Annotated in this window: 27 protein-coding genes; 6 read left to right on the forward strand and 21 right to left on the reverse strand. The window is 36.0% G+C overall.

What is annotated here, in order from left to right; translation table 11 throughout:
• Positions 1-152: IS3 family transposase (locus tag H131_RS24055; RefSeq protein ID WP_010861326.1), on the forward strand; the 152-nt coding region annotated here is incomplete at its 5' end.
• 62 nt (positions 153-214) lie between these two features.
• Here H131_RS24055 and H131_RS24815 read toward each other — a convergent pair.
• The 17 genes from H131_RS24815 to H131_RS21970 all read right to left on the reverse strand — a co-directional run bounded on the left by H131_RS24815 (position 215) and on the right by H131_RS21970 (position 14338).
• Positions 215-388: a hypothetical protein gene (locus H131_RS24815; RefSeq protein WP_155242532.1), complete on the reverse strand. Its 174-nt coding sequence runs from the start codon at positions 386-388 to the stop codon at positions 215-217.
• Between the two features lie 235 nt (positions 389-623).
• Positions 624-1169 carry a hypothetical protein gene (locus H131_RS21900; RefSeq protein ID WP_155242533.1) on the reverse strand — a complete coding sequence of 182 codons (546 nt, stop codon included), beginning with the start codon at positions 1167-1169 and terminating at the stop codon, positions 624-626.
• A gap of 142 nt (positions 1170-1311) precedes the next feature.
• Positions 1312-2079: a spore germination protein gene (locus H131_RS21905; protein ID WP_010861328.1), complete on the reverse strand. Its 768-nt coding sequence runs from the start codon at positions 2077-2079 to the stop codon at positions 1312-1314.
• 212 nt (positions 2080-2291) lie between these two features.
• On the reverse strand, positions 2292-2960 hold the full coding sequence (locus tag H131_RS21910; RefSeq protein ID WP_010861329.1) for a CAP domain-containing protein: 669 nt from the start codon (positions 2958-2960) through the stop codon (positions 2292-2294).
• A 204-nt stretch (positions 2961-3164) separates the two neighbouring features.
• A complete protein-coding gene (locus H131_RS21915; RefSeq protein ID WP_010861330.1) occupies positions 3165-3716 on the reverse strand; it encodes a hypothetical protein in 552 nt (183 codons plus the stop codon).
• A 385-nt stretch (positions 3717-4101) separates the two neighbouring features.
• Positions 4102-5004, reverse strand: a complete 903-nt coding sequence (locus H131_RS21920; protein WP_010861331.1) for a CobW family GTP-binding protein — start codon at positions 5002-5004, stop codon at positions 4102-4104.
• A gap of 90 nt (positions 5005-5094) precedes the next feature.
• Positions 5095-6588: a lmo1851 family serine protease gene (locus H131_RS21925; protein ID WP_010861332.1), complete on the reverse strand. Its 1494-nt coding sequence runs from the start codon at positions 6586-6588 to the stop codon at positions 5095-5097.
• Positions 6589-6961: 373 nt separating this feature from the next.
• Positions 6962-7702, reverse strand: coding sequence for a peptidoglycan recognition protein family protein (locus H131_RS23305; protein ID WP_010861333.1), 741 nt, complete (start codon positions 7700-7702; stop codon positions 6962-6964).
• Positions 7703-8090: 388 nt separating this feature from the next.
• Positions 8091-8480 (reverse strand): GNAT family N-acetyltransferase, encoded by a 390-nt coding sequence (locus H131_RS23310; protein WP_010861334.1) that lies wholly within the window; start codon positions 8478-8480, stop codon positions 8091-8093.
• Between the two features lie 81 nt (positions 8481-8561).
• Positions 8562-8714 carry a hypothetical protein gene (locus tag H131_RS24820; RefSeq protein ID WP_155242534.1) on the reverse strand — a complete coding sequence of 51 codons (153 nt, stop codon included), beginning with the start codon at positions 8712-8714 and terminating at the stop codon, positions 8562-8564.
• Between the two features lie 227 nt (positions 8715-8941).
• Positions 8942-9367, reverse strand: coding sequence for a 3-hydroxyacyl-ACP dehydratase FabZ (fabZ, locus tag H131_RS21940; protein WP_010861335.1), 426 nt, complete (start codon positions 9365-9367; stop codon positions 8942-8944).
• A gap of 285 nt (positions 9368-9652) precedes the next feature.
• Positions 9653-9862, reverse strand: coding sequence for a nuclear transport factor 2 family protein (locus H131_RS25690; RefSeq protein ID WP_010861336.1), 210 nt, complete (start codon positions 9860-9862; stop codon positions 9653-9655).
• 52 nt (positions 9863-9914) lie between these two features.
• Entirely contained in the window at positions 9915-10094 is a 180-nt protein-coding gene (locus H131_RS21950; protein ID WP_010861337.1) for a hypothetical protein, read from the reverse strand.
• A gap of 93 nt (positions 10095-10187) precedes the next feature.
• Positions 10188-10949, reverse strand: a complete 762-nt coding sequence (locus H131_RS21955; protein WP_010861338.1) for an aminoglycoside phosphotransferase APH(3') — start codon at positions 10947-10949, stop codon at positions 10188-10190.
• 187 nt (positions 10950-11136) lie between these two features.
• Entirely contained in the window at positions 11137-11697 is a 561-nt protein-coding gene (locus H131_RS21960) for a cysteine hydrolase family protein (RefSeq protein WP_010861339.1), read from the reverse strand.
• A gap of 345 nt (positions 11698-12042) precedes the next feature.
• On the reverse strand, positions 12043-13164 hold the full coding sequence (locus H131_RS21965) for a response regulator (protein WP_010861340.1): 1122 nt from the start codon (positions 13162-13164) through the stop codon (positions 12043-12045).
• A 145-nt stretch (positions 13165-13309) separates the two neighbouring features.
• A complete protein-coding gene (locus H131_RS21970; protein WP_036132465.1) occupies positions 13310-14338 on the reverse strand; it encodes a zinc-binding alcohol dehydrogenase family protein in 1029 nt (342 codons plus the stop codon).
• A 142-nt stretch (positions 14339-14480) separates the two neighbouring features.
• Between H131_RS21970 and H131_RS21975 the strand changes: the two genes are divergently transcribed.
• Both H131_RS21975 and H131_RS21980 read left to right on the forward strand, forming a co-directional pair.
• A complete protein-coding gene (locus H131_RS21975; protein ID WP_010861342.1) occupies positions 14481-14855 on the forward strand; it encodes a winged helix-turn-helix transcriptional regulator in 375 nt (124 codons plus the stop codon).
• Positions 14856-15210: 355 nt separating this feature from the next.
• Positions 15211-15972 (forward strand): YoaP domain-containing protein, encoded by a 762-nt coding sequence (locus H131_RS21980; protein ID WP_010861343.1) that lies wholly within the window; start codon positions 15211-15213, stop codon positions 15970-15972.
• Positions 15973-16108: 136 nt separating this feature from the next.
• On the opposite strand, the gene H131_RS21985 is transcribed toward H131_RS21980, so the two are convergent.
• The 4 genes from H131_RS21985 to H131_RS22000 all read right to left on the reverse strand — a co-directional run bounded on the left by H131_RS21985 (position 16109) and on the right by H131_RS22000 (position 19561).
• Positions 16109-16870, reverse strand: a complete 762-nt coding sequence (locus H131_RS21985; RefSeq protein ID WP_010861344.1) for a glycosyltransferase — start codon at positions 16868-16870, stop codon at positions 16109-16111.
• 491 nt (positions 16871-17361) lie between these two features.
• Positions 17362-17652, reverse strand: a complete 291-nt coding sequence (locus H131_RS21990; protein ID WP_010861345.1) for a hypothetical protein — start codon at positions 17650-17652, stop codon at positions 17362-17364.
• Between the two features lie 224 nt (positions 17653-17876).
• Positions 17877-18437 (reverse strand): GNAT family N-acetyltransferase, encoded by a 561-nt coding sequence (locus H131_RS21995; protein ID WP_010861346.1) that lies wholly within the window; start codon positions 18435-18437, stop codon positions 17877-17879.
• Positions 18438-18715: 278 nt separating this feature from the next.
• Positions 18716-19561: an MBL fold metallo-hydrolase gene (locus H131_RS22000; RefSeq protein ID WP_010861347.1), complete on the reverse strand. Its 846-nt coding sequence runs from the start codon at positions 19559-19561 to the stop codon at positions 18716-18718.
• Between the two features lie 388 nt (positions 19562-19949).
• Here H131_RS22000 and H131_RS22005 point away from each other — a divergent pair, with 388 nt between their 5' ends.
• The 3 genes from H131_RS22005 to H131_RS22015 all read left to right on the forward strand — a co-directional run bounded on the left by H131_RS22005 (position 19950) and on the right by H131_RS22015 (position 23072).
• A complete protein-coding gene (locus H131_RS22005; protein WP_010861348.1) occupies positions 19950-21134 on the forward strand; it encodes a Ger(x)C family spore germination protein in 1185 nt (394 codons plus the stop codon).
• 626 nt (positions 21135-21760) lie between these two features.
• The gene (locus tag H131_RS22010; protein WP_010861349.1) at positions 21761-22423 is read left to right on the forward strand and encodes a YIP1 family protein; all 663 of its coding nucleotides are present in this window, start codon (positions 21761-21763) and stop codon (positions 22421-22423) included.
• 220 nt (positions 22424-22643) lie between these two features.
• On the forward strand, positions 22644-23072 hold the full coding sequence (locus H131_RS22015) for a hypothetical protein (protein ID WP_010861350.1): 429 nt from the start codon (positions 22644-22646) through the stop codon (positions 23070-23072).
• Positions 23073-23132 lie beyond the last annotated feature (60 nt).

A 23132-nucleotide genomic window follows, 5' to 3' on the forward strand; every position in this document is an offset into this window, starting at 1 on the left:
TTCTTCGGTCTCTTAAAATCTTTGAAAACATGGAACACTTCAAGCGAGAGCTTGAACAATATATTGAATACTACAACCACAAACGAATTAAGGCAAAATTAAAAGGATTAAGTCCAGTACAATATCGAACTCAATCCCTACAAGCTTCTTAACTAAATAAAGTGTCTAACTTTTTGGGTTCACTTCAATGTGAGTTGGATATTTAGCTATTCAACTAAGGAGCCCCGTTAGTTGAACTAATAAATAGAATTACCGCACTCCCATAAATAATACTGAAAGCAAAAAAGACAATAAATAATACAGCTATAGCTTTTGGTAATTTTCCATAAAAATATATTAATGCAATACCGATTAGTATGTGAATAACAGCAAAAAGTATAAAACTCATTCACCGCACCTCCTTACCTTATTTTACCATTCCTCCATAATTAGTCGATAAGATTTTCTTAAATTATCATGTTTAGTCACTCTTGATTGTCCTCTATTTAATATGATTCGCATAATCTCGCCTTCCTTTATATTAAAATACGCTACTCGATGTGAGTAGCGCTTACTAAACAATATGAAACTAATCCGTATCAATTTTAGTAAACTGTAAAGCTAAATTTTCTTTTGTTAAATAGCTAAATGCTAAAGGATCTTGTTCTTGTTGTGGCAGCCTCTTGCGCTAAAATAGCTTTATCCTCTGCATAACTTGCTTTTTCCTCTGCTAATGTTGCACTTACATTCGCCAACTCTGTTGCGGTTTTAGTTAAAGCCGTTGCTTGTTCCATTGCAGTCGTAGCCGTTCTTGCATCTTGTGCAGCTGTTAGAGCTTGTTGAATTAAATCATTCAAACGAGCAAGTAATTCCCCAATGTTCTCACCAGTTAACATATCAATTTGCTGTTGTAAATTATTGATTTGACCTAACATTTCTTCTCGTAAAGCGTCTGTAACCCCACTCGCTTCACCGATTAAGGCTTCTAACAGCCCGAAATTAAAGTTTAAATCGTCACGGTATCCCTTTTGTCTAAGGTCGTGCCGATTACACGCATACGTGAAATGGGTTGCACCTGAAATTTGCATAGTGTTCCAACCTGGTGATAGTATCAGGCCTTTTTTATTTGTGTCTTTGAAAATGCTTAAACCGTTCTTAGTAAATCTAGTAGGCGTTTCTAGCTTAATCACGTCATTGGCACTACTAGCACCTGTGTATTGCCACGTCGAGCCGTTTGTATCATTTCTAATGTTTAAATTGTTACTAGCACCACGAAATTCAATTTAAAAAAACATGTCTCGTATGTTCGTTTTCAAAGGAACATCACCAGCGTTAAAAACTCGAATTGAAAAACGTCACAGGCGCTATTATAGCTGCTGGCGAAGTATTGGGCATGACAACGATTTTCCCTTCTACTAAATTGGCAACCACGCGATCAGGTCGCTCGGTATTGAGTAATTGAGGAAATGGCGACCATACGGAGTCCTCTAACTCATCGCTTAGCTGGCCCATACTATAAAAATAGTCAATATTTATGGCTTGAATACGTTTTTCTAATTCTTGTAGGGTCTCTGGTTTTATAACGCCATCCATATAGAGATAATAGGCTTTTGTATTGGTCTCTTTACCGATTAAAAAGGATTTCACGACAAGGGCAGGCGTATTAATTCGTTTCCGTAACAAAGCTAAATTTGTATCAAGGTTTTCAATCAGACCATCATGTGATCCTCGAAGAATATGTTCATTATTAGGTTCATCTGGATTTCGATTTACCTCATTCAATATAGTGAGAGAAAGCATTTCACCTGAATTAGGTAACACAATAAGTGTTTCTCCATTACAAATCCGTTTAACTGCTTGTGGTAGCGAGAAGCGTTCTAGCGTTGATACTAAAGTTTCACTCCAAAAAGGTTTCTCCGTATCCAAACGAGCATAGATAGTATCAAGAATTCTTTGCACTTCTTTGGCATCTACTAGCGAGGCATAAAAGCATAAAATTGCAGATGATCCATTTCGCCAATCTACCTGTCTAACTGTAAAATCAGATGAATGATAAAAGGCCTTTTGTATACTTTTCATCATTAATTCCACTTTATCCATAAAACGCCTCCTATAGCAGGAAGTATAGGCAAAAACGGCTTTTTTCAAATGTTACGCGTGCTAACCCAAGTGCAAGAGTGGCGTAATTTTTCGCACAGCTTAAACAACAATGCTACAAAATAAAAAGATGTCCAAAAAAGCCATTGAAGACTTTTTTGGACATCTAGATCATGAAATTATTAAACTAGCTTTTCTTAGAAAGATATTACTAATTATTTTTGAATAAATTGTTGCGTCCAGTAGTTACCTGACTTCACATAACCTACACCGATGTGTGTAAATTTACCATTTAAAATATTAGCACGGTGACCTGGTGAATCCATCCAAGCTTGTACAACCTCTTGTGGTGTACGTTGACCTTTGGCAATGTTTTCACCTGCTCCTTTATACGTAATACCTAATGCTTTCATGCGATCAAATGGTGAACCAAATGTTGGACTCGTATGTGAGAAATAATTTTTTGATTGCATATCTTGTGATTTCTCACGAGCTGCTGCCATTAATTTTGTATCCGTTTGTAGTGCTGATAAGCCAGCTTTTGTACGTTCTGCATTCGTTAATTTTACTACCTCTTGTTCAAATGCATTGACATCAGACGTAGTTGATGTCGGTTTTGAAGTAGATGGTGCTGTTGTTGTATTATCTTTTTGCGGTGTCTGTGTATTATTATTAGTCGTTGTTTGTGTTGGTTTTGATGGCGTTGTAACCTGTGTTGGTTTTTTCACCTGCCAATTATTACTTGACCATTTATAGTAATAAGTTGTACAGTTTGTTGTTTGTTTAACTGTATTCCCCTCTGTAGTATTAGATGCAGCAGAAGCCAACTGAATTGGAGCTGCTAATAGAAATGTGACACAAATTGCAGTGAGTGTTTTTTTCATTTTGCAATCTCTCCTCTCTGCAACCTATCGTAAAGGATGAATCGATAAAAAATCTTACCAACATCTGCTAGCTTCGCCAACAAAAGAGTAGATTCCTGTTAAACGGGGGTTTTTTTATAATATATTTTGGCAAGTTCCACCAATCTATGAAATACTTACGTTATAGATAGGGTTGACATCCCTCGAAAACTAGCGAATACTGTGCTAATCTTTTTCATATTGCACACCATAATATAGATTGGCGACTACCGAAAATCCATGTGGAATTGCCGTTGCATCTTCTAAATTAAGACCGAAACTAAAAAAATCTCCTGGCCCTTGTGAAAATTGGCCAAGGGCGATGGATTGCTCATTATCCCCCCGTAGTTCAATAAATGGCATTGCTATATCAATTGACGCATCCCTTAAATTTTGCGTTAAGAAATAACCTTGCGATCTAGGTAATTTATTTTCGATAGTAAATGTGAAGTAAATATCTTGCACCTCTTCTCGCACCTTCACTTCTGTTAGCACAATTTTAGAGTTGCCAATACGGGTGACCACCTCATGCATACTTTGCGGCTTCTTGGAATGCAACGTAAACCAATCAGGTTTCACAAAAAAGTTTACAGCCCTATACTCTTCACCAATAGTTGTTCTATAACTATTTGCAGTCAATATATCTTGTTCTATTGCGGCATCCCAATAATAGCGATATAGCAATAGTCCAGGCAATAGAAGAAAGAACACAAGTAATAAGGATAAGGTTTTCTTCAATCTATCGTCCCTCCTCTATATCAATACAACATTACTTGTAAGGTTAAATCATACCACTTCAGTCCAACTAAAATAGTAGGACTGAAGTGGGGGTTTTCTTTTTCTCCCACCGATTGTTAGTTGAACCAATCGGGCTTTTACGGTCAGGTGTTCGACCACCTACTCGTTTCCACGTTCCCACTGGGCGTCTTTGTCTATACTGACCGTTAACGCAGGACAAAAAAGGAAGTGCCTCAGAAATGATCTAAGACACCCCCTTGTTTGTATGAAATCATGCTGTTTGATTGCGTTGTGCATTAAAAGCCTAGTGCCAGTTATCACCTATGCTCTTAATCAGCACCATGACTTACAAGCTTCATCGTTAAAATGGCTGGCATATGTTCTTTTAATCCACCGCAATTACATGCACAGCTCCTACGTTTTCTCCTATAATAACGAGTTTTGCCGGCATTTTCACATATTCCGGTAGCCATTGGACCATGCCATATGCATATTGGAATAACATTGGATTTTTAATCCCTTCTATTGGCACGTAGCCCTTCATTCGGTACACGGAATCAGGTAATTGACGTACCCACTCTTCAAATTGCTGCTGTGTAAAAGCCACTTCTGTAAACTCGACTAAACGTGAGCCTAAATGCATAGATGCAAGAGGCGCACTTACTATATCGCTTTTATCCACCTGTGATGTTGCCGACAAACTTTCAAGTAAATGTAGTGGCACACGCCCATTAGTAGTTTGTAAAATAAAAGCATGCGGATTAAAGCCCTGCAACTCATATACTACCTGTGCTTGCTCAGTCTCTGTCAGTAAATCTATTTTATTGGCCAGCAATAAATGAGCATGACGAATTTGTTCCATAAATAATGAACGTATTTGTGGTGTTAACGTCTCCCGATCTAGCCATAACTTCGAGTCAGCCACCGTGACAATTCCTTTCACATTCAACTGCTCTGCAAATAATGGTGAGTAGACAGCATCTAATGCTTCTACGGGATGGGCCGCTCCAGTTGTTTCAATTATAAGCACATCAAATTCACTATCTAATAGAAGAGATTGAATTTGGGCCTCAGTTTTTTCAGCACCGGAACAGCAAATACAGCCTTCTAGCATTTCTTTAAGCGGTACATCTTCCTCAACAGCTTGTGAGTCGAATGGTAACTTGCCAAGTTCATTCATAATAACAGCAGGCTTTAAGCCCTTTTCTTTTAGTTGACGAATGACATCTGTCAGCATTGATGTTTTGCCACTACCTAAAAATCCACTAAATAAGTATACGTCTTTCACACTTGTGCCCTCCTATGAAAAAAGCTGCCGCATTAGCCGTACGAGACGACTTCTGCGACAGCTACTGTGTTCGTTTGTTCGTTCTAGCGTTTACTCTTTACCGCCAGTAAGCAATTCTTTTGCTTTTAACAGTTGCGGATCATCTGACTTCATTTTTATACGTAATGCATCCATTAATGCATATGTTGTTTCGCCTGTTAAAACTCCCGTTTCTTCAAGCTTACTCGCTGCTTGTAGTTTCTCAACCGCACGTTCTGTGTATTGATCGAAAACGCCATCCACTTTCCCTGGATCATAGCCAAGGACTTCTAACATTTCTTCTGCTGCTTTCACAGATTCTGATTGTAAGCCCTTCTTCATTTCATACGACGCATCCAAAAATGGTAGTGACGCGTACGGTGGGTACGGTACTTTCACATCGGGTTCAATCCCTTTTTCATTAATCCAGTTGCCATTTGGTGTTAACCATTTGCCTGTTGTGAATTTTAGATTAGAGCCATCTTTTAATGGTGTAACATTTTGCACGGTACCTTTACCGAAAGATGTTTCACCAACAATTTTTGCCCCGACTGATTCACTTAACGCTGCCGCTAAAATTTCAGAGGCAGATGCGCTACCATTGTCAACTAGTACGGTCACTGGTAAGTTATATTTTTTACCACCGATAGCATTTTTGATAGCCGGTTCCTCATCTTTTTCCTGCACTTGAACAATTGGCTTACCTTCTGCAACGAATAGATTTGAAATTTCAAGAGCTGCATCTAAGTAGCCACCCGGGTTTTGTCGTAAATCAAGAACAATACCTTTCATGCCTTTCCCTTCGTACTCAGCAAGTATTTTTTCCAACTCATCTGCAGTCTGTTCACTAAATGAAGTGATTTGAATATGAGCAATATCCCCATCAAGCATTTCACCGTAAACCGTTTCGACAGGTATATCATCACGAACAATCGTCATTTGGATTGGTTCTGCATTTTCACCGCGTTTAACGGTTAACTTAACGGGCGTCCCTTTTTCACCTCGAATAAGGGCTACAGCCTCTGAAGAGCTAAATCCTTGAATACTTTTCCCATCGACCGTTAGAATGATATCTTTCGGTAATAGTCCTGCCTTTTCAGCAGGTGAATTTTTAATTGGTGACACTACTGTTATAAAGCCGTTACGTTCTTGAATTTCCGCACCGATTCCTTGGAAACTTGACGAAAGACCTGTGTTGAATTTTTCAGCCTCATCTTTCACCATAAAATCAGAATACGGATCGTCTAACGCGTCGAACATGCCATTGATTGCACCATCGACCACTTTTTCATCTTCAATATCTTTGTAATATTTGCTTTTTAGCATATCAAATGCTTCATATAGTTTGGTAAATTCCGCACGCTCAATCGGAACCTTTACTTCTACTACTTTCTTTTCACCGAATGTTAACGCAAAAATCGTTAAGCCTGCGGTAATTAAGATTGTAAAGAACATCAGCATAATAAATTTAAACGGTTTCATCTGAATAAATTGACCCGCTGGTTTGACTTCTCCTTGCGGTGTTTGTTCCTGCTGTTCTAAATCATCTTTTTTCTGTTCATCCATCTTAATTGTCACCACTCTCATATACACTAACTTGTTGTCACACTATTACCATCTTAACAGGTTATAGAGTAGACGAAAAGAAAAAGACTGTCAAAATTTCATGACAGCCCTTCCTTTCAACTATCTTCATAATATCCGGCTTAAAAAGGAACCTTTAACTACGCTGTTAAAAAGGAAAGTACCTATATATAGACAGCTTGTCCTAAAGAAATGTTGCAAAGGTTGTCATATTTTAATTCGGCAAAGAAAGGAACGCAATTAAAAAATCTGTAGAGTCCCTCTCTCCTCTGTTAAGTTTACGTAATATGATACTTGCTTTACTATTGTACTCAATTCTTTAAAGCAGTCAAATAATTTTTTCCAAACGTGGTAGTTATGCAGGGACAATATACGTAACTTGCGCCAATTTCGTAGTTTTTATTTTATTTTCTGCATGCTGTGCAGCGTTCAAACCTGTAAATGTACCTGTTTTCACTCGATATTTAGCACCATCCTGCTCTATATAAGCAACCCAGCCAAACCGATTCTGCATCACTTCTAAAACGCTCTGCGCAGCTTTCCGTGTACTGTACGTTCCAGTTAAAAGACGGTATTTTAATGGCTCCGTTGAGGGGTTCTCTGGCTGTTGTGTATCTGCATCTGCAATCATTTTCAAAAAATTGGACCAAGAGATTTTTCCAGCTCTCATATTTCTTGGACAGTTTTTCCCACTAAAATAGTGATGCTGTACAATGTTGTCAATTGATATATTCTCATCTTTTATAATTTTTGCAATAAGACTCGCCGCATTTTCCACGGCCTTCTTGTAATTCCCGTCACTATTCACACATATTTCAATTTGAATCCCTTGATTATTTCCTATATAAGTCCCAGCTCCCCAGCATTGCCAATAATGCGCAAACGATTGTACAGCTTCCTTATCATCCACTTGCCAATGCCAACTGGCGTCACGGCTGTTCCCATTCACTTGTAATCGTGCGTGAGCATCTGCATCGGCCCCTACACTGGTATTGTCTGTTTCATGTACAACAATATATTTTTTAGCATTGTTTTTACCGTTCGTTATTTTGGCCGCTTGACTAGCTGAAACTAATTTTTGTCGAATCGTTACCAAGTATTTTCCTCCTCTCTGCTAGTAATATCATGCCCTCTGCTAGAAATGCTCATTATAAAACCGACCACATGAAACTGTAATCGGCTTGTAACGAGCACTTCTATTCATCTTATCGCTATCAGTGTCGTTTCTTACCGTAAGTATTTCTAACCACCATGAATCGAGTTGCTATTTCTATACTATGCACTATTCAAAGCGGGTGCTGTGTTTTTATATGCACTGCTCTTAAACAAAAAGGCAACGGATACTATCGCCATTCATCTCTAAACAATAGGTCGAACATACATCCAATATTTTTCTGTTGTTGCTTAACGTAACTAAGAAGTGCTAGCAATACTTTTGAGAAAGGATTTACACGAACAAAATCAACAGAAGGATATAACTTAAATCAGTGGGAGATGAAGAAAACCCCCACTGATTGGAGTTTCACTTTATCTGCCGCTGCTACTAGATTTTCTGTCGCAATAGCTACATATGGACATTGAAAAGAGCGAAGAATCTTTAAATTATGGAATTTTTTGACCCTATCATCCCAATCATTAGGAAAATAAGGATTCAAAGTTTCATTAGTAAATATATAAGCAAGTAATTCAAAACCATAGGGAGCCGTATCAACTACTTCGAACGGATTAGTTAAAAAGATATCCTGACTTGGTGCCCAAGATGTTTTCGCATTCGTCACATCGACGACACCTTTTTTTGATAACTTTTTTGCATCCTCAATCCATTTATTGATGAGTTGCGTGCCATAGCCCTTACCGCCTTCACTTACCCACAAACAATGGATGACTAAATAACCGTCAGCATGTACTACTCTAGAAGAAAATTCTGCAGCAGTATATTCAATAAATCCAACTTGTTATTGATTTCCAAGTAATTGGACATATTTTAACCCTTCCTCGAATTGATTGTTTAACCAGTTAGTTTTATTGATATATCCCGTCGATTTCTTTTTACTCTGTAAACAATAACTGCCTATGCCCTCTAGCATTTCATAATTTAATTCCACCATTTAACATCACCCAATTAACAAACACTCTTCTCAGCAACAATTACTTTTAGTAACTATACCTTTTTTGTATTTTAATATGTAAGCGCTTCAAAAACAAGATAGATTTATTTGTTTTTTGAGCATTGGATCAACCACTGACATCGGTCAAGAAACGTAGGTTTAAAAACTTTCATTCGATGTATGAAAAAAGGATCAACAGGCTAAGTTAGCACTGCTGATCCTTACTGTTAATTACCAAATGCAAATATTAGCTCTGTCTCACATACTAGTTCTCCGTCAACAGTTGCCATCCCTTTGCCTTTTCCAATTGGACCTTTTAGTCGTGTAATCTCTACTTCAAGACGTAGCTGGTCACCTGGTTTGACTTGTTTTTTAAAACGACAATTATCGATACCTGCTAGTAAACCTAACCTACCTTGATTTCCTTCTTTTGTTGACATGATTATCGCACTGACTTGCGCTAAAGCTTCTACAATTAACACGCCTGGCATAATCGGGTAGTTAGGAAAATGACCTTTAAAAAACTCTTCATTAATCGTGACATTTTTAATGCCAATCGCTCTCTTTCCTTCTTCTAGTTCTAAAATTCGATCAACTAAAAGAAATGGATAGCGATGCAAAATAACATCCTTTATTTTTTGAGTGTCTAACATGGAAAACCTCCGTTTAACCCTTCACCACATTTTATCACTTGATGTTATAAGTTGGTACTAATTTTTAAGAAATAGTCGATTTTACAACAAAAAAAAATCACGCTCTTAGAACGTGATGATCATGTCAATCGCTTGGATGAATGAAATATAGAAAATTTTATTGAACTAGACTGCAATGTCCTGAAATAATTTTTATTTTGTCATCGTCATTTACCCAAACACGTGTGTACCACATTTCATCGTCAATAGGTTCAACACCAACTGTACCTTTTAATGAAACCCGTGTTACAGTAACAGCTGAACTAGTTCAATCGAAGTAAAATTTAATAGTCCGGAGCGATGTGCTTGTAAATCAGCTGTTTTTGTTAACCTTTGCCCAAAATGATTTACAAAAATCAACTCATCATGAAGTAGCTCACTTAATATTTCCACATCACTAGCTACCATTGCTTCTCGAAGTTTTTCTTCACACTGGATTATTTGCTTCTTTTCCATCATGAACCCTCCCTGTCAAACTATGTGCCGATAGCGTTAAGTCGTTCTACCATTATCGTTTTCTTGCTACTAGTACTGCAATGACTACCATCATTAACTTTATGAAAAAAAACAAGGCATAGATACTAAAGGAGATAATCGATGGTAATAACACGAACCACCACGACCACGCTATAACGCCTGTTAACTTTAGTAGTACAAAGACAATTGTTAATACTTCTGCAATCCCCATAATCCTACCATCTCATCTCATTTCTTTAGTTATTGAACAGCATTTTTACATCATAGAAGCTTTTCTACACTTTTGTGTAATGGCCTACAGCTATTAGAAAAACTCATATAAACCATCATTGAAAAATGCAAACTCTAGTACCGATGACTTGTAACGTGTATACCCTTCATAAAAAGCAAACAAATCTGATAGTTGATTCATCATTTGACGAATAGCAAGTGCTTCATCATAACGTGGGTCACCAACCGTCATGCCTGCAACATCAATAAAATAAGCAACTTTTCCATCCACAACGAGTACATTATCAATTGTACAATCACCATGAATAAAAGTGTCTCTAACAGCATTTGGTCGATGCACATTGAGAAATTCCCATAATTTCAGATCTCCATCGCACTCTTCTTCGAGCGCATAGTGATAACCTGTCTGTAATTGCCGATCTAACCAATCATTCGACTGCTCTTTAACCGTTAGTGCATGAAAATTGTTAAGAAAGCAGCCAAAACTTGTTAATAATTGGGCTCTCTCTCGGTTTGAATTTACTTGTTCCAGCGCTTTACGCAGTGTTATGCCTTGAATATATGACATGAGTAAATAACTTCTATCTTTATCTTCCCAAAAAGTTATAAGCTTCGGAATAGCCACTTCCTTTAAAACAGCAAATTTATGCATCGCTAACGCCTCATTCTTTAGCCATTCCCGATACTTCCGTTCACTGGAAATTTTCAATACATACGCCTCTGCATTCGTGCTTACTTTAAACACCTCGGAAGTGCAACCTTGAAAGGCTAATTTTTCAATTTCAACTGGCCGTTTCAAGACATTCTCTACATAACGCAAGACGTTTTTATCCATCCTTATCTTCCCCCTTTAGAAAGTTTTAAAAAAGAATTTCTTTTGCCATAAAGAAATTGCAGCAAGTTAAAGGGCATGCGTCCGGTTTAACCCCCGATTCATGCCCAATAAACGGTCTTATAAAATGTCTTTTTTTAATTGATAACAAGTTGGAGTCGTAAGTCCATTAACGCTTACTTACAGAAGACTAACGATATTGGTGATGGTTAGGTTCAAAAACATGTTCTTGAGCCTTTCTGACAACAGAAAAATTGTCTACATTGTAATGTCCATGAAGGATATCATTGTGGTGAGCGATTATTTTTTCTGCCGACATAACCTTAGAATCTGTCGTCGAATGGCCATCCCCAACAAGCGTTACATCAAAAGAGTGAACAGTAGCTGTGCGAACGGCTGTATCGATACAGTGTTCTGTCTTACAACCCATGATAACTAAATGAGTCACTTCTTGTTCTTTTAAATATTGCAGCAATTCAGTTTTGTAAAAGGAATTAGTGGCCTCTTTGTCAATAATAATGGCCGTATTAGACGGCACATTGATTTCATTGTGAACTTGAAAACCAGCACCTTGCCCATTCGCTACATCCTTATCTCTTACAAAAATAATAGATGCTCCTGCTTGTATTGCTTGATTGATTACGCTATTGATATTGTCAATTAACCTTTCTTTCTGAAACACTTCTTGTTCTTCTTGATTGCCGTCAATCAACTCTTGTTGGGCATCAATCACTAATAATGCTTGATTCAATATGTCTATCTCCTCTACGCTAAAAATTTTTAAAACAGTAGGAATTTCTGTAATGTGCAAAAATTACTACTATTTATCCTGCATCAACGGTCAGTAAGACGCCCACCTCAAGTGGAAGGATGAGAACGAGTCAACTAGGTGGGCGGTCAACTGACCGTAAAAGCCCGATTGGTTCAACTAACAATCAGTGGGGAATGAAGAAAACCCCCACTGATTGGAGTTTCACTTTATTTAACAGTATTTTATCACAGTATGTAAAAAATTAGCAGCAGAACAATCATTGTAAATATAAACGCGCCATTTTGATTCAGGCGGATGACAAACGATATACTAGCCTACAAGATATTAGTCATTTATGATCTTTTCATATATGGCTATTGTTTTGGAAGTTGGAAAAATTCCTAAATCATTTTTTAAGTTCTCCTGAAATCTATTAAATACCTGTATAGCATCCGCACGATTACCCGTTTCTATATAATGTTGCAATAGTTTTTGTATAATTTGATCTGAATAATAATCTTGTTGTAACCATATTAGTAGCGTTTCCTCTTTTTTCTTTAAGTCACCATGTAGTGTATAAACTTCAATCATCTTTTCAAGTAACAATGTGAATTGGTCATGATAATACTTTGCTGTATCTGCCACCCAAGAGTAATACATAGATTGCAAAAAATCACCACTGTAACTTTTTAAGAAAGTTTCTGCTCTTTCTATATCTAGATTAGCTATATTTTGGGTAAGTTTTTCGAGCTCAAAGGCATCACACTGTAAATCCTCCATACTTAAAATATAATGATTATTTTTGTATCTCAGTTTATTTTTATAGCCTATGTGCGATAAAGCTGTGCGCAAATATGTGATGGTTGTATGTAACCTAATCCTAGCCTTTTTAGTTTCAATATCCCCCCAAATACTTTCTAAAATTGTATCACGATGAATTTCTGTATTTAGATTTGTTAATAAAAATGCAAATAGTTCCTTCGTGTGGGACGTGCGCCAATTTACAATGTTATTTTTATGATACACTGTAAATCCTCCAAAACATTGTATTTTAAGTGAGGGCGAACAAGGGCTAGCATTAGGAATTGTTCTATTTCCAAGGTATAATCTTTCCTTCAGTCTATCGATAGTCTCTGCTAATCGTAATTGTGAAATAGGTTTTAAAATAAAATCAAACGCATTTATTTCAAATGCTTCGACAGCATAATCTTTATAAGCCGTGAGCACAACCAAATGTACATTCGAATCCAATTTTTTCATTTTTTCAATGATATCTAGCCATTCCATGTCACAATTGTCTACATCTAAAAAAGCCACTTCGAATCTATCCTTGTCTTTCTCCTGACACAACTCCTTGACGCTTGAAAAAACACTGACAACTTCCATGATGGAATGAAATTCATGTAGCTCTCTTGTCAAAGTATCTATCGTTACTTGTTCTTGTCCAATTAAAATAATGCGAATCATTAATAGTTAATCCTTTCAACAACAACTGTCTTTTATTTAGTAAAAACAATAAATTCTATTGTTCATACTTAGTCATGTTACAACAAAGATGACGTCCATTCACAATGGTAGCCATCATTGTTGTAACATCATTGTTGTAAATTAATTACTCAAAATGTTCTATTACCACTTTGCCAATAGTCTTACCTGTTTCTAATAGCGCATGCGCTTGTCGCAAATTCTCAGCATTAATGGGATAAAGATGTGTAGCAATGGTTGTTTTTACTATATTATTGTCTACTAAATCAGCTATTTTAGTTAACAGCTTGTGTTGTTCTATCATATCTTCCGTTTGGAACATAGATCTTGTAAACATGACTTCCCATACAAACGTAGCACTTTTATTTTTTAGTAGTGTTAAATTAAGTAGCTCATCTGTTTCCACGATTGAGCAAATGCTTCCTTGGGGCGCAATAGCATGTGCCATGTTACGCCAGTGTTTATCTGTTGAATTTAAACAAAGAATGTAATGGACCGTCTCAAAACCTAACATTTTAAGTTGAGGAACGAACTCTTCATAGTGATTGATGATGTAATCAGCCCCTTGTTCTTTAGTCCACGCTAATGACTCAGGTCTTGAAGCTGTTCCAATTACGGTTAAACCAGCCCACTTTGCTAGTTGGACAGCAATCGATCCTACCCCACCTGCTGCACCAATAATGAGAATTGTTTTATTGTCATTTTGCTGTGGCTGCAAACTTACGCCCAAGCGCTCAAATAGTGCCTCATAAGCTGTAATTGATGTTAACGGTAAGGCAGCGGCTTGCGCATAGTTTAATGACTTTGGCTTTATGCCTACAATTCTTTCATCCACTAGATGGAACTCGCTATTACACCCTTGACGAGTAATATCTCCAGCATAATAAACTTCATCGCCTGCTTTAAACAACGTACAGTGAGGTCCCACTTCTTCTACTATCCCTGCGACATCCCATCCTAAAATTTTTGGACTTTCTTCCTTCTTGTCCTTTGGCGATCGTACTTTATAATCGACAGGATTTACGGCAACAGCCTTGACTCGCACAAGTAAATCTCTGCCTGAAGTACTCGGCTTCTCTATGTGTAAATCCACTAAACTTTGTGGATGATTAATAGGTAAATATTGATATAAACCAACAGCTTTCATTTTTTCCATCAATCGTTCCTCCTCTATTAAGCAACAATATTGATGTCCCTTATATCTGCTATAATAGTATACAGTTGATATTTTATGTAAGTACGCACATTTTTGTTGCATAGTATCAAATTTTATACTATTGGAGTTTGGAGGAATTCTAATGATAGAAAATAATGATCTCAATCCTTATCCTACTTGTCCTGATGCTCATGGATGCCCTGTTGAAGCAACTTTAGAAGTAATTGGTGGGAAGTGGAAAGGAGTCATTTTATATCACTTACTATCAGGGACAAAGCGTTTTAATGAATTCCGTCGATTAATGCCCGATATTACACAGAGAATGTTAACGCTACAGCTTCGAGAATTAGAGAAAGATGGCGTAGTACATAGAGAGGTGTATAAAGAAGTACCACCGAAAGTGGAGTATACATTAACAGAATTCGGCTATACACTCGAACCCATTATTATGCTGATGAGAGATTGGGGAGAAAAGTATAACAGTAAAGTGAAACACCATAAAATACTTGAAAGTTAACTTAGTATCGCTCAACTATTTTAGTAATCTGTCATAACACTGTAACGACATACATTCCGAAATAAGTAAAGTTGGTGCTGGAGTATTACACCACTGCTTCAGGGTTTGGGAACGAAGATTGTTATTGGGGTGTGTATACGGATGAATTAGGACGATAGCTGTATAGATAAACATTTTGGTATTTTGTTGTGCAAGGAAAAGGATATTGATGAGGCTTACCGCGCATTTACTGTATAGGTCGAAGAGGACTTAACACCTTTTTAACGAAAACAATAGAATATGCCTAATCAGGACTAATTTCAATTTGAGATGGTCTTTATTGAACCAATCTTCCCCGAAAGGTGCGATTAGAAAAATGTCATTCATACACATCACTAAAAACAATATTGAAAGTGAACATATTTGTTGTGCTTTAGGTGCCAAACAATATGAGAATGCCGTATTAGAAAAGAAACAATGGTTGACGGATCGAATGGATGAAGGACTAGTATTCTATCGTTTAAATGAACGTGCCAAAGTATTTATCGAATATTTACCAGCTGAAGTGGCATGGGTTCCTATCCAAGCGCCTAATTATATGTATATCAATTGCTTATGGGTTTCTGGTAAGCATAAAGATCAGTGCTATGCAAAACAATTATTAGCTTACTGTAAAGAAGATGCTATTTCCCGTGGCATGGATGGGCTTGTACATATTACAGGGAAGAAAAAATTACCGTATTTAAGTGATCCTCGTTTCTTTGAACATTTAGGTTTTGAGGTAGTAGATCAAGCTGAACCATATTTTCAATTAATGATCTTAACATGGCAGGATGAAGCAATTAAACCATCATTTAAAAAGCCAATGAAGATTTCTAATGAAGAAGAAGGAATCACTATTTATTTTACAGCCCAATGCCCCTTTGCAGTTGGGATTTTAGACGAGCTAAAAAAAGTAGCAGAAAATCATCAGGTACCTTTCCAAGTTCACAGGATTACAACGAAACAACAAGCGCAAAATGCACCCACTCTATGGACAACGTTTGCTTTGTTTTACAACGGGAAATTCATAACGCACGAAATAATGAGTCCAGCTAAATTTGATAAATTACTGGCAAAACTACCATTAGAACAATGACGTTTTTTCTAATGATATGCAAGAGACCAGGCTCAAAATAAATGAATACCTGGTCTCATTCATTTAGCTAGTGGATTTATGACAAATGTCTTAAATGTTTTACATGGCACCTATTTTAATCACCTAAATAGTCTCATCATCTACCTTGATTTTCATAATAAACTTCATCTGCAGATTTTCGGTCATTCCCTTTAAGGTAGGCTAAAATCATTTTTGGTCTTTTAAGTAATGCCCAATCTCCATGCTTATCAAATCTTCTGCACGATGTGATCATCCCATTTTTGATTGTGCCGTATTTTTTACCGTTTTTCTTGCCCCATTTTTTTAATCGTTTAGCAAAATCAGCATCTTCAGCCATTAACATATTTTCATTGAAGCCTTGTATGGCCTGAAAGTCTTTTTTGTAGCACCAAAAGATACCTACAGATATAAACCCGTATTTAAAAAGCAAGGGAACTATCAATAGTATGGTAGAAACGATGATCCCTACTGAGATTCTTTCAAATCCACCATTCACACCCCCCCCAATGTAATGGTTCGTAGCTAGGAGCTTTTCAACATCGGCTAGCAAATGTTGGGTCATCCGAGAATCAGCATCGATGGTAATGATTATTTCGCCTCTGGCAATTTCAGCTCCTGCATTCCTTATTTTCGATAAATTTTTATCCTGATTAATTATTGTAAGGCAATTATAAGATTGGGCAATTTCCTCCGTTTTGTCCGTACAACGATTTAGGACTACAATGACTTCGATTTGATGGTTATATGGTTCAGATGCCTTCAAAATTGAATCCAAACATTCGCTAATGTAGTGCTCTTCATTATGAGCAGGAATGATTACAGAAAATTTTACATCCTCATTCGGAACATCTTTGACGAATCGATTCTTGTCTATCATACTTGACTATCCCCTTCCTGAATTATTTTACCTATTTTATCCTATTCACCCTAATTAAATATATCACTTTCACGCTAATTTTTGCTAAATGAAAAGGGAGTTTTCATGACAATAATCATGCTTTTGCGGTAATCATTAATTTCTGCAAAAAAAATATCCTACATCTCATAGGATACCTCACACTGCAGTTCTATTCGGCAAAATCGACTTTGACGATAACCATTCTTCTTTAACAGCGGAAGTAACAAAAATCAGGTCAGGAAAAAGCCACTCAATCGCTAATCGCTCAGGTATACCGCCGTATCGATCGGGTCTATTGCAGTTTCGCTGAGGTTCACCTCAGTAATGCTCGGGTTCACCGCAGTTTCGCTCAGCCACAAGTAACAACCGCTCCTTTTTTCTGAAATTGCTTTGTAAAACAAAAAAGACTTCTTTATATGAGTTGTAATCATAAAAGCAAGTCCTATAGTTATTCAATTAGAGCATTCAAATTATACCGAACGTTCATGTACATTTAATTGTTTGTTTCTTTGATATTTAATGATGATTAAAATCAATGCTTGTATAGTCATAGCTAATACGAGCAGCACCAAATGGGTTGAATAATGAAAGAATGCTGACAGAATATACAATATCGGTGCTGAAGACAAATAAGACACATATTGATTTTTGGTTAATATAAATAGTATGGTCGAAATACTAGCAGTAACTAGTAAAAGCTCTAGTATGATACCGATAGAACCACTATCTAAGAAATACTGTACGTCATAAAAGTAAGACATCTATGAACCCCCTCTGAATTATCAAATTATCCTTCAAAAACACTTTCCGTATAACATCGAATATCAATATTAGTATATTAATACCAGTAATAATTGTCAATAATTCTAAAAATGTTTAATATTATCAATTTCAATTGATTTAGGGTAACTTTCTGTAAACTATAATGTCTTAGATGCATAGAAAAAGTCACATTCCACTAAATGATTGGATGTGACTGTATGTGTTACTTATATTCACTTTTCAATTTAGAGAAAATAGCTAGATCAACATATTTTCCATTCTCAAATTCATGTTGGCGTAACACACCTTCTTTATAAAAATCAAATTTTTCTAATAACCTCATAGATGATGTGTTTTCTGGTTCAACCTTCGCTTCGATTTTATTTATATTCATCGTCATAAAAGCAAAATGTATAATACAAGGTAAGGTTTCTTTCATAACGCCCTTGCCCCAATATTTTGGTGTTAAATCATAGCCGATTTCGATACGATTATGAGCTTTTTCATAATTCAAAAACCCACATGTTCCAATGATATTTTTGGAATCAATATCTTCAATAACCCATCTTAAACCCGTCTGTTCCTTGAAAATTTTATCGTACCAATTTATTTCATTTATCGCGTCTTCTTGCGATTTAAATGGAGTGAAAGGCAAATATTTCACTACTTCTTCATGTGAATAAAGCGCAAAAATATCACTCGCATCATTTGTTGTTGCTTGTCTTAAAAAGAAACGTTCTGTTTGAAATCTAGGAAAATCTGTAAAAGTAAATGTTGAATTCAAACTAATCCCCCTCTAATGCCGTAAATTAACAGTATGTTACTGTTATAGTAACATAAACTTTTAACCTGAGTGTTAAACTGATCTTAGAAAATTTCATGATTAAATCTATTTTGCAGGCTATCAACTAAACTAAAACAGCTTTCGAAACATAATAATAGTAGTGTAAAGCTAATTTAGCCTTACACCTCCTGAATTGTTACTAAGGGTCACGTCTGTGGCCCTTTTCGTATTTTTAGCTTTAGTGCTCCTATGGGACAACCTCTAAATCTGTTAGTGAGTCAATTCAGATATTTGCTATGATTTGGTACAGCAATCTGTTCAAAGTCATGCACTAATTTCTGTAAGTTGTTTGTTAGTTCTTGTCCAGTCATCGGTAATCCATGGCCAGCGATGGCTACTGCCGGTTTAAGTGCTGCTAATTTTTTCACTGATTCCCAAGCAGCCAACCAATCGGTCGTAAAATATCGTGGCGGACCACTGATTTCCTTTTTCTGCATCACCACTTTATAAAGGGACTCCTGTTTGACGGTGACAAAAGCATCTCCAACAATTAAAGCCCGATCCTCGTCTCTAAATAAAGATATATGTCCAACTGTATGGCCAGGCGTGTGAATCCATCGGAAACCAGGCATATATGGAACAGTGCCATCTGTAGGAAGTGCCTTAACGTTGCTGCCTAAATTTATGGCTTCGTTAGGAAAAAAAGAGGAGATTTTGGCTATTAGCCCACCATTTACAATGGGGTCTGGCTCTGGATAGTTTTTTCGACCTGTTAAATAAGGCAATTCTAACGGATGGGCATAAACAGGAACCTTCCAATAATTGATTAATTCAATAATTGCCCCAATATGATCAAAATGACCATGCGTTAAAATTACTGCTCGAGGGCGGCTTTTAAGACCAAATCGTTTTTCTACTACATCGATGATTTCACGAGCACTTTTAGGCATACCTGCGTCAACTAATACAAAATCGCTAGTATATGGGTCACCATAGAGTGCAATATTGACAATTTGAATAGTATGTTGGTACAAATCTCTTAACACTTCAATGCCATCACCGCTACCGATTGAAGTTGCTGGAATATATTTAAAATCACCACCATAGGTCATATCCTTGTCCATTGGTAAAACCTTCTTCCTCCTGAAATTTATGAAGACAATGGTAGTTTTCCTTTTCGTAGCAAAAATAAATCTAGAAAAAAATGGTTATTAACTGTTGCTACACAACCTGTACTTGTGAACGAGCAACAGTTGTATCTACATTTACACTAGATTTTTGAAAAATAGTGATGACCTAGCTCATTCTTCCAGCGAGTTATCCTGTAACATCAATTGCTCTTTGCGTTTAGCAATACTCTCCTAATCCTTATTAACACAAACAACCGGTTTAAAGATTAAAATTGACATATTGTTATTTTATTTGTGATGTTGATTAGTGTTTCTTTAATATGTTTATCCTTCTATATGAAGTCATAAAAATGGACCCGAGGTTATTTTGGGGGTGACCAAGATGAAAAAATTCTTAATATTGTTCTTACTTATTTCACTCAGCTTCTTGTTAAGTAGCTGTTGGGGGAAACGAGAATTAAACGAACTAGCGATTGTAGTAGCCGTAGGTGTTGATAAAATAGATGATGGGTATGAAGTTTCTGTGCAAATCGTTAATCCTAGTGAAGTATCTTCAACTAAACCTTCTAGTGGACAATCACCAGTCATCACCTACTCTGCAAAAGGAGCTTCAGTATTTGAAGCAGTAAGGAAAATGACGACAATAACCCCAAGAAAGGCTTACTTTGCACATCTTCAAGTTCTTGTTATCGGAGAAACATTAGCTACGGAAGGAATCAATCAAACATTAGATTTACTATCGAGGGACCAAGAAATTAGAAATAATTTTGATGTCATTGTATCTCATCAAGCCTCTGCTAAGGATGTTTTAAATGTATTAACTGCTATAGAGAAAATACCTGCAAATAAAATAATAAGTTCTTTATCTGGATCAGAAAAAGCTTGGGGTTCTACACTATCTGTAACAGTAGACGATTTAACAAATGCCCTAAATCGTATAGGGAAAAGTACTGTTCTACCCGCAATTGAAATACAGGGAGACAAACAATTAGGCATAGATAAAACGAATGTCGAAAGAATTAAAACGCCAGTCATATTAAAGTATGTCGGTTTAGTTGTATTAAAACAAGATAAAATAATTGGCCTTTTAACGGAAGAGGAAAGTCGAAGTTTTAATTTTTTGAATAATAAAATCAAAAGTACAGTGGAAATTATTTCTTGCCCCAAGGAAGGGAAACTAACAACAGAAATTACAAAATCAACAGCCAAGATGACAGGAAAGTTTGACAATGGTACACCAAAAATTGAGATCGGAATTACTATAGATCAAAATGTAGGAGAAGTTCGATGTAATATTAATCTAAACAACAACATTGAGTATATTAATAAAAAAACCGCAGAGTTGATAAAGGCTCGAATTGAACAAACACTGAAGACCATTCAAAAAAGTTATCAATTAGACATTCTAGGATTTGGTGAAGTACTTTATCGCGAGGATCACAAAGCTTGGAAGAAAATTAAAGACGAGTGGCCGACAATATTTCCGGATATCGCTGTCAATGTTGATGTCAAAGTAAACACAAGTGGTTTGGGTACTATGAGTAACTCTTTGTTAAAACATGATTAAATGACAGTCCTGCCTTTTACTTTTTTTAGCTAGCATTCATAAACCCCTAAAACATTAAACGCTAATGGGCTCTTTCACTATCCGATCATCACTTCCCTAACAGCATGAGCTTAAACAGTATATTGAATACGACAAACATAAACGAATTAAGGCCACATTAAACGGATTGCGTTCAGGTCAATAGCGAACTCGTCTATATTTGACTTTTTAGGTTCATTTCATTTCGAAGTGAGCCTATTTCAAAATACGTAATAATAACTTCTACACTAAATGCCAATATCAGCTTGAATAAATATTTCTTATGCATATAAAATTTCCCCCTCCATTTTTGCAGTTACTCTTTATACGGTTTAATTGAATTAAAGTTCTAATTTTTAATAAAATCATTTTCAGAAAATGTCAAATACTTTAATTGCAACAAAAATCAATATCTATTGATTTGGATATAAATTCACATTTTTGTGGACGAATATCATACTCTTTTATCCAGTTATCGCTATTTTAAGACAATCAAAACATTTTTTACAAGAAAATCCTATAAGTATTAATTTTTTATGAAACTTTTGGTTTGTTCGCCCGTATATTCACTTATAAATATTATTTAATTATTTTATGGAGGATTTTAAATGAACAATTATAATGAACATGAACAGCAGACACCTAGGTTAAATCCATTAGTATCTGTTTGGTTACATCCAAAACAAACAGCTGCTTTTATGATGAATTACAAATCAATAGGCTTTGCTATTTTATTAGTGTCATTAGGCTATATCGGGGCAATGTTTTCTGGTTTAATAGATAGCGATATCTACCCAGGAATGGCCGTTTGGCTCATCGCATTGCTAGTGATCGTAATATCACCTATTTTAGGCATAATCGTTACATCCATTTATGCAGGAGCATTATTACTATTTGGTAAATTATTTCAAGGGACTGCCACTTATCAAGGTATGTTTAAATCTTTAAGTCTGCCATTAATCCCGTCGATTGCTCTAATACCCTTTTACTTCTTTTGGTTATTCACATCTCCGGAAACTTTGTTGACTTCTGAATATACAGATACAATGCCTATTATTTTCTGGATAACTGTTTTACTAACAATTGTAACAAGCATATGGTCGTTTGTGATAACAATTGCTGTAGTGGCTGAAGCGCACCAAATTTCAAATTGGAAAGCATTCTTCACTGTATTTATTACTAGTGTTATTTTATTTATTGCATTCATTGTACTTTTCATCATTATTATTTTTGGTCTTATAGGTTTTGGCATGTTCTTTGGTACACCTTAACGTAAAAATCTCCCATTCTTCATTTTGTAGAATGGGAGATTTTTAATTTCGTTCTTCAAACTCTGCGCTTTGCTTGCCTTGAAAACAAAATGACAATCGTTTTTGCAGGTGGTAAAAGTTAAACAGCCGAATTTTTATCTGAAAAAATAATAAAATTAATTTGATTTTACTAATGTGATATAGTTTAAACACCGTTGACACCAATATTACAGGAGGATTTATGAGCAACCCCAATAAAAAAATAAATAATTTTCTAGCCGCATTAATTATTATTGCAGGTCTTATATTACCGATTTTTCTACCCGCGTTTATTATGGTGACTTTAGCTAAATGGATGCCAAATGAAATTACCTATACAGGAATGATGGCATTAGTTATTTTATCTATTGAATTATTTATCATAGCCAGTCTTTTTACTAAAATTCTCAGCCTTATAGGGTTAACGGAAAAAAAGATAGACGAGTTAGGATTTCTAGGTACTACAATCTCAATAATCACATCATTCCTCTCTATCCTGGTCGGATACTATTGGATGAAAACTCTTCATTTAACATCAGTTCAATTATCTTCTGATGGTATTATAATAATAGCGCTTGTTTCTACCATTATTCTAGTTGTTTTATTAAAAGCCTTAGAAAAATTCGACTAAATACTAAATGACTAAGATAGCAATTGAGCTATTTGAACTGTGAACTGCTCCCTGTCAAGT

The sequence above is a fragment of the Lysinibacillus sphaericus OT4b.31 genome (assembly GCF_000392615.1).
GTDB lineage: Bacteria > Bacillota > Bacilli > Bacillales_A > Planococcaceae > Lysinibacillus > Lysinibacillus sphaericus_B.